A 6,695-nucleotide genomic window follows, 5' to 3' on the forward strand; every position below is an offset into this window, starting at 1 on the left:
TTGCGTTAAAGAAACTGCATTTTTGCAGGTTTGGAGTGCGTGAGAGGTATGTGCGACTGGTTTTGCACCGGAAAGTGTGTGACTAGTTTTGTCGTGAGTAGTTTATAAGCTTATGAAAAAAGCCGTAAACTGCAAGTCACTGCAGTCTACGGCTGATCTGAATCTTGATTATACTCCGGCGTTCTCCTTCATCTTCGCTGCGATCTTCGCCTGATGCTCTTTGCGTCCCGGAATTTCGCCTGTTGCCTCGTATACCTCGACGATATGGTCGATTTCCTTCTTCAGTTCGGAGACGAGATCCGCCTCCGGAACCTTGCGCACCATTTCTCCGTAGCGGAATAGCAAGCCTTCGCCACGCGCTCCGGCGATTCCGATATCCGCCTCGCGCGCTTCGCCCGGGCCGTTAACGGCGCAGCCTAGCACCGATACCTTCAGCGGTACCTTCAGCTTGGAGAGGTATTCCTCGACCTCGTTAGCAATGCTGAACAGATCGATGTCCAGACGTCCGCAGGTCGGGCAGGATACAAGGGTCGGCGCATTGGCAATCAGTCCGAACGCCTTAAGCAGCTCGCGTGCTACCTTGACCTCTTCCACCGGGTCTGCACTGAGCGAAATCCGCATCGTCGATCCGATTCCGCGCGAGAGCAGGGCACCGAGCCCCGCCGCGCTTTTTACAGTACCTGCGAACAATGTACCAGCCTCGGTAATTCCCAAATGCAGCGGATACGGGATTACTTCAGCGGCCTTTGTATAAGCCTCGATCGCCATAGGCACATCCGACGCCTTCAACGATACGATAATGTCATGGAAGTCCAGTTCCTCCAGAATGCCGATATGATACAGCGCGCTCTCCACCATAGCCTCCGGTGTCGGGTAACCGTATTTATCAAGCAGATGCTGCTCCAGCGATCCGGCGTTAACGCCAATGCGAATCGGAATTCCCCGTTCCTTACAAGCATTGACAACCGCTTCCACCTTCTCGCGGCGACCGATATTTCCCGGATTGATCCGGACTTTATCAATTCCGTTCTCAATCGCTTTAAGTGCAAGCTTATAATTGAAATGGATATCTGCAACAAGAGGAATATGAATCTGCTTCTTGATATCTTTGATCGCAGCAGCCGCTTCCTCATTGTTCACTGTTACACGTACCAGTTGACAGCCCGCTTCTTCAAGTCGAAGAATCTCTGCCACCGTTGCGGCAACATCCGCTGTCTTGGTCGTGCACATACTCTGAATGATTACTTCGTTGCTACCGCCGATCGTTAAATTGCCTACTTTGACCGGACGTGTATCTTGTCTCAAGAATGTCATTTCACGTCTCTCCCATAACGTCAAAGCTCCACCCCTATCTGTATAAACCGCGAGAAAACCCGCGCCATACATCCAAAGGTGGAGGAATTGACATTTATTTAGTAGCGCGAACAACGCTATTTCAGCTTACTTATGCGCTCTCTTCCTGCTTCTTGCTCTTCTTTGCTCCGAGTTCAGGAATCGTCTTCTCTTCGACGACCTGCTCGGTAATGACGCAATCTTCAACATCGTCTCTGGATGGGACTTCATACATCACATCCAGCATGATGCCTTCGATAATCGCTCGAAGTCCGCGCGCACCCGTATTCCGCTTAATAGCTTCTCGGGCAATCGCTTCTAGCGCCTTCGGCTCAAAATGCAGATTCACATTATCGAGCTCAAGCAGCTTCTGATATTGCTTCACGAGTGCGTTCTTCGGCTCGGACAGGATACGAACCAGAGAGTTCTCATCCAGCGGCTCCAAAGTCGAAATGACCGGCAAACGGCCGACAAACTCGGGAATCAATCCGAATTTAAGCAGATCCTCAGGCAATACCATGGACAAATATTCGCCCGGTTTGAGGTCCTTCTGCCCTTCGCTCGCTGCGTTAAAACCGATAACCTTCTTACCGATCCGACGCTTGATCATCTGCTCAAGGCCATCGAAGGCACCGCCGCAAATGAACAGGATGTTCGTCGTATCGATCTGGATAAATTCCTGATGTGGATGCTTGCGTCCTCCTTGCGGTGGAACCGAAGCGACCGTGCCTTCAAGAATTTTCAGAAGTGCTTGCTGAACACCTTCACCGGATACGTCACGGGTAATCGAAGGGTTCTCGGATTTACGAGCTACTTTATCGATCTCATCGATGTAGATAATTCCGCGTTCCGCCTTCTCCACATCATAATCAGCTGCCTGGATCAGCTTGAGTAGAATATTCTCTACATCTTCACCGACATACCCTGCTTCCGTTAATGATGTAGCATCCGCAATCGCGAATGGAACGTTAAGAATCTTGGCCATCGTCTGTGCCAGCAATGTCTTACCGGAACCGGTTGGTCCCAAGAGCAGAATATTACTCTTCTGCAATTCTACATCTTCAATTTTGCTCTGCGTATTTACGCGTTTATAGTGATTGTATACCGCCACTGACAAGGATTTCTTCGCTAGATCTTGACCGATGACATATTGATCGAGAATCTCACGGATTTCTCTAGGCTTTGGAATCTCTTTGAGATCCAATTCCTCTTCATGTCCCAATTCTTCCTCAACGATCTCCGTGCAGAGCTCAATACATTCATCACATATATAAACGCCAGGTCCAGCAACAAGCTTGCGAACCTGATCCTGTGATTTGCCACAGAATGAGCATTTCAATTGCCCTTTCTCATCGTTGAACTTAAACATGTAAACACCCCTTTAACATTTAATGGGCCTGATGAATCACCTTATCAATAATCCCGTAGGCCATCGCCTCTTCCGCGCTCATAAAGAAATCGCGGTCTGTGTCTCGCTGAATTTTGTCCAGGGGTTGACCCGTCCGATCCACATAGATCTGATTCAACTTCGCTCTGGTCTTAATAATCCAGTCAGCGTGTATTTTGATATCGGCCGCCTGACCTCGAACTCCTCCAAGAGGCTGGTGAATCATAACCTCACTGTTCGGCAGTGCAAAGCGCTTGCCAGGTGCACCCGCTGTAAGCAATAAGGAGCCCATGCTCGCAGCCATCCCCACACAGATCGTGGAAACGTCAGGCTTGATATATTGCATTGTATCATATATACCCATTCCGGCAGTAACTGATCCACCAGGCGAGTTAATGTACAAATGAATGTCCTTTTCAGGATCTTCCGCCGCCAAAAACAGCAGCTGAGCAATCACGAGATTGGCTACTTCATCATCAATCGCGTTGCTTAGAAAAATGATGCGATCCTTGAGCAGCCTTGAGTAAATATCGTAAGACCGTTCACCCCGATTTGTTTGTTCAACGACCATTGGAACCAGACTCAATGCGACCAACCTCATTTCTTTTTCATTTTCTTTGCTGCTCTCACCAAGTATTTTATCACGTTCAAGGGTCGATGTCATTTTTCAGACGATACAGTTTATGACCTCAGGAACAGATTTTATACCCTAGAGCCAGTCCATGCAACATGGAAATAATTGTATTACAAAAAGGTGAAAAATTAAGGCACGCATTTAATATACGTGCCTTAACATTTAAATGTTGCGCTGTTATGTTACGGCCGGAGAAATGCCGCTGTTTCTAGATGTTGCAAGGAGAATAATTATTCACCTTGTTCCTCTTGAGCCGCTTCTTCTTTAGCTTCTGACTTTGCAGCCAGTTGCTCAGCTGGAACTTCCTTGCTGTTATCAAGAAGGAATTCAATCGTCTTACGCAAGAGAACTTCTTCTTTCAAGCTGCTCAACGCACCGTTGGCTGCAAGGATGTTGCGGATTTCGTCAGTGGAACGCTTGTAAGCTTCCGCCATATCGGCAAGTTCTTTGTTGATCTCTTCTTCAGTCGCTTCGATTTTCTCAGCCTTAGCGATTTGTTCCAGAACCAAGTTGTTGCGAACGCGTTTCTCAGCGTCTGCTTTCATTTGGCCTTGCAAATCTTCGATAGTTTGACCGGAGAAATTCAAGAACAGATCAAGGTTCATGCCTTGGGCACGAAGACGGTTGTCGAAATCGCGAACCATGTTCTGTACTTCACTCTGTACCATGGCTTCAGGAATTTCAACTTCAGCATTCGCTCCAACAGCTTCTACAACTTCACCTTCGCGAGCTGCCTTGCCTTCTTTTTCCTTACGGTCGGCGATCTGCTTCTTCAGATCTTCCTTGTACTCGTCAAGGGTATCGAATTCACTAACATCCTTAGCAAATTCATCGTCGAGTTCAGGCAATTGTTTACGTTTGATTTCATGTACCTTCACATTGAAGACTGCATCTTTACCAGCAAGCTCTTCTGCTTGATACTCTTCAGGGAAAGTCACTTTTACATCCTTGAAGTCGCCAGTTGCCATGCCGACAACTTGATCTTCGAAGCCAGGGATGAAGGAATTGCTGCCGAGCTCGAGCGAATAACGCTCGCCTTTGCCGCCCTCGAATGGAACGCCGTCAATAGAGCCTTCGAAGTCGATTACTGCGATGTCGCCATTTTGCGCTGCTTCTTCATCGACAACGACCAACTCAGCATGACGTTCTTGCATACGAGCAAGCTCTTCATTCAATTCTTCTTCACTTACTTCGGTATCGATCTCAGCAACTTCGATTCCCTTGTAATCGCCAAGTGTAACTTCAGGCTTAACGGTTACTTTCGCCTTGAATTTGAAAGGTTGTCCCTTCTCAAATTGCTCAACGTCTACTTCCGGACGATCTACCGGGAAAATGTTAGTCTCATCGATCGCTTCTGTGTATACTTCTGGAAGCAAAATATCAATTGCATCTTGGTACAAGCTTTCTACGCCAAAGCGAGCTTCAAAGATAGTCCGAGGTACTTTACCTTTACGGAAACCAGGAACATTAATCTTCTTCACTACTTTTTGAAAAGCTTGATCCAGTGCAGAGGCTACACGTTCTGCCTCAACTTCAACCTCGAGAACGCCGAGGTTTTTTTCTATTTTCTCCCAAGTCGCTTTCATTTATGCCTTCCCCTCCAAAATTCTTATATACTAAAGTAAACTGAAACCGAATCGCGATAAAGCAGCTATTAAGGTTCCAGTATAGCTGTCCTTATTCCACGTTCAGAATAACCATTACATTATAAACAACAATGTATCTTTTTACAAGAGCCGACAGGGAACTGGAAAGGATCGCCACAGCCTGTATCAGCACCTCGCCCTATTTTATCCCATAGCTTGCAAACTGGCGCATCGAACGATAGGCCTGCTCATACCGCAGCCTTAAGTGGTCGGTGATCCCGTACAGCGTACGGATTTCCTCGTCATCCTGGCCGCCCGGCAAAGTATCCGATACCATCTGATGAAGAGCCGCCGCCCATATATCGATGGTCGCTTCCTCCTCGGCCAGCATGGACCGATAATCGAGCGTACCGTACATCGCCATCACGAACTGGAACCACAGCTCCTGGGCAAAATAAAACAGAGTCGGGTCATGAATCTGAGTCTGGCTGCCTACCCGCTCCAAAATGCTATGCACCGAGGGAGGAAAATCCTCCGGCCTCAATGGGACGGACTCCACTTCGATCTCGACTCTCTCGCCCAGACGTAAGAACGAGACATTGCCCGTCTTCCCCCTGCGCCGCAAGGTTTGCAGCACTCTGTATTGCAGCAAGGGATGCAGCTTCTGGCGTCCGAGCCACTGGACCAGAACTTCGTCCACCTCAGGAGAGTCCAAATAAGAGAGCTGGTCCAATGCCAGAAAGGTCTGTTCCGATAACGGCTTTCCTGTTACGGTTTGAAGCAGCTTGGCCGCATATTCTTTGTCCTCGGCTGCTTTGGCTTGGGCATGCTGTCTGGCGATTTCTTCTTCATCGTGGTCGGCCAGATCCGCTTCGTAGTCTTCCAGCGATCCGTCCTGCAACCCCGGAAATGCACTGACCAGCCAATTCAGTAGAGCCTGCCATTCATCGTAATTTCTCTGTTCCATACCTTGGCATTGCAGCAAAAAGCGCAGGAGGCCCGCTGCCTCTTTGTATTGTTCCCGCTCCAGCATCCTGGTGAGTTCAATTTGATAGTAGTCTAAGGTTTTCGGGAATAAAAAAACATTATCCCTTTCATCGGGGCTTGAGTTTTTTATAGGAGCAGCCTCCTTTCATCCGGAGTTAATTAATGACTTCTTATCACAGTTGCTGTACCCTTCTACCGGACTTCTAACGAAACGTGGTATCGTTATCGACGCCCAAAAGAGCCTTTTCAAAATGTAACGAAACTGGGCATCGCTATTTCAGCAAAATAGGGGTCTTTACGCTCGTTTTCCCGCAAATAACGATATGATGTTTCGTTAGATTTAAAATGATGTCGTTTTTGAACAAATAACGTTCTGTAGTTTCGTTAGAGAAGTAATATGCCATGCAAATCGCAATAGTGTACCTTCAAATGATAAAGAGCATCTAATTCGGAACTACCTCTTATAGTTAATTCTTTTGAAATTATAGCATACACTTTAAGCAGGACAAAAATTTACTCACTTTTACCCATTATTGTCTCACCGATTCCCATCAAAAACTTTCTATTGCTTAACCGCTCCCTCCTATGTTATGATACTTTTTGCTTGCCTTGTTTGTCCCAGTAGCTCAGCTGGATAGAGCAACGGCCTTCTAAGCCGTCGGTCAGGGGTTCGAATCCCTTCTGGGACGTATATTATAAAAGCTCTCCATACGGAGAGCTTTTTTGCGTCCTTTGGGATGAGAACCCCTTTAGGGGTTCGTCGTAGTGA

5 protein-coding genes and 1 tRNA gene are annotated in these 6,695 nt (G+C 47.5%); 1 reads left to right on the forward strand and 5 read right to left on the reverse strand.

The features are described 5' to 3' along the window. Positions 1-168 precede the first annotated feature (168 nt). From ispG to BFJ94_RS14255, 5 genes are all read right to left on the reverse strand, one after another. Positions 169-1,314 carry a flavodoxin-dependent (E)-4-hydroxy-3-methylbut-2-enyl-diphosphate synthase gene (gene ispG / locus BFJ94_RS14235; RefSeq protein ID WP_120463262.1) on the reverse strand — a complete coding sequence of 382 codons (1,146 nt, stop codon included), beginning with the start codon at positions 1,312-1,314 and terminating at the stop codon, positions 169-171. 130 nt (positions 1,315-1,444) lie between these two features. Continuing rightward, positions 1,445-2,701 (reverse strand): ATP-dependent protease ATP-binding subunit ClpX, encoded by a 1,257-nt coding sequence (gene clpX / locus BFJ94_RS14240; RefSeq protein WP_120463263.1) that lies wholly within the window; start codon positions 2,699-2,701, stop codon positions 1,445-1,447. A 19-nt stretch (positions 2,702-2,720) separates the two neighbouring features. Continuing rightward, positions 2,721-3,305, reverse strand: a complete 585-nt coding sequence (gene clpP, locus BFJ94_RS14245) for an ATP-dependent Clp endopeptidase proteolytic subunit ClpP (protein ID WP_120463264.1) — start codon at positions 3,303-3,305, stop codon at positions 2,721-2,723. A gap of 278 nt (positions 3,306-3,583) precedes the next feature. Beyond that, entirely contained in the window at positions 3,584-4,939 is a 1,356-nt protein-coding gene (gene tig / locus BFJ94_RS14250; RefSeq protein ID WP_120463265.1) for a trigger factor, read from the reverse strand. Positions 4,940-5,138: 199 nt separating this feature from the next. Beyond that, positions 5,139-5,972, reverse strand: a complete 834-nt coding sequence (locus BFJ94_RS14255; RefSeq protein WP_229716830.1) for a hypothetical protein — start codon at positions 5,970-5,972, stop codon at positions 5,139-5,141. 569 nt (positions 5,973-6,541) lie between these two features. On the opposite strand from BFJ94_RS14255, the gene BFJ94_RS14260 reads away from it, so the two are divergent. Further along, positions 6,542-6,615: transfer RNA gene (locus tag BFJ94_RS14260), tRNA-Arg, on the forward strand. Positions 6,616-6,695: the final 80 nt, after the last annotated feature.

This window comes from Paenibacillus aceti, from assembly GCF_003614185.1.
In the GTDB taxonomy this organism is placed as follows: Bacteria; Bacillota; Bacilli; order Paenibacillales; family Paenibacillaceae; genus Fontibacillus; species Fontibacillus aceti.

What these genes read in the sequence shown, in the direction of transcription:
- BFJ94_RS14255 (WP_229716830.1), bottom strand. Translation starts at nt 5,972, where the DNA reads ATGCTGGAGCGGGAACAATACAAAGAGGCAGCGGGCCTCCTGCGCTTT.
- clpX (WP_120463263.1), bottom strand. Translation starts at nt 2,701, where the DNA reads ATGTTTAAGTTCAACGATGAGAAAGGGCAATTGAAATGCTCATTCTGT.
- tig (WP_120463265.1), bottom strand. Translation starts at nt 4,939, where the DNA reads ATGAAAGCGACTTGGGAGAAAATAGAAAAAAACCTCGGCGTTCTCGAG.
- ispG (WP_120463262.1), bottom strand. Translation starts at nt 1,314, where the DNA reads ATGACATTCTTGAGACAAGATACACGTCCGGTCAAAGTAGGCAATTTA.